Consider the following 1,040-nt stretch of genomic DNA (forward strand, 5'->3'; position numbering starts at 1 on the left):
ATGAAAGACAGAATAATAAATTCGTGCCAAATAGGCGAAAGCGGCAGGCCGGGAATGAAGAGCGGGCTAGGGAGGCGTTGGGCCTGATGGTTGTCCCAGCCTTTAATGAAGAAGAGGTATTCTTCGCCGAAACGGTCGTATTCGATGTGTGCCAAATCAGATTCAGGATTATTGATGGCAAAAATACGGGCGCGTTCGATGGATAGGCTGTCGATATTGCGGCCTAAAATATCTTTTTTATCGTCGCCGGTAATCACATAAACGGCATTGGAAACCGGATTGTTTTTCCATTCAGAAAGAATTTCGCGCGCACCGCTGTCTCCGCGTGAGTTGAATGCGGAAACGATGCTGTTCATCAGTGTGGTTTCGATGGTGCGGCGTTGGTTGAATTGGTTTTCGGCGAGGGTGTTTTGTACCAGCCAAAATGAAAAACTCGCCACAAAGATTGCGCAGACGATAACTGCGCAAAATGTGGCGAAGATGCGTTGAAACAGTTTCATTGATCTGTTTAATCTTTAGTTTTTAACAAACAGGTAGCCTAAGCCGCGTACGGTTTGAATCAGGGAAGCATCGCCCAATTTGTGGCGGATGCTGGAGATGTGTACGTCGATGCTGCGGTCAAATTTAGCCAGTTTGCGGTCGAGTGCCTCGATAGACAGGGTCTCTTTGCTGACGACTTGTCCGGCGTGGCGCATCAAAACTTCGAGCAGGTTGAATTCGGTGCTGGTCAACTCGAGCGGAGTGTCTTTGATGCTGGCTTGGCGTTTGGCCGGGTACAAAACGACGTCGCTGACAGAAATGCTGTTAGGCGCGTTGTTTTGTTCGTTGCTGTGTTGCGCACGGCGTAGGATGGCGTTGATGCGGGCTAAGAGTTCGCGCGGTGTACATGGTTTCGGAACATAATCGTCCGCACCCATTTCCAAACCAATAATGCGGTCGATGTCGTCACCTTTTGCAGTCAGCATGATGATGGGTACAGTGCTTTGGGTACGTACGTTTTTCAATACGTCCAAACCGTTCATTTTAGGCATCATGGAGTC

At 49.0% G+C, this 1,040-nt stretch carries 2 protein-coding genes; both read right to left on the reverse strand.

Annotated elements, in window-relative coordinates; genetic code table 11:
• Positions 1-500 (reverse strand): CHASE3 domain-containing protein (locus ACTHUR_RS11880; protein ID WP_440398708.1); only part of this gene is annotated, 500 nt, incomplete at its 3' end.
• A 15-nt stretch (positions 501-515) separates the two neighbouring features.
• On the reverse strand, positions 516-1,040 hold a 525-nt coding region (misR, locus tag ACTHUR_RS11885; protein ID WP_440398709.1), incomplete at its 5' end, for a two-component system response regulator MisR.

The organism is Neisseria sp. P0021.S007, assembly GCF_051956855.1.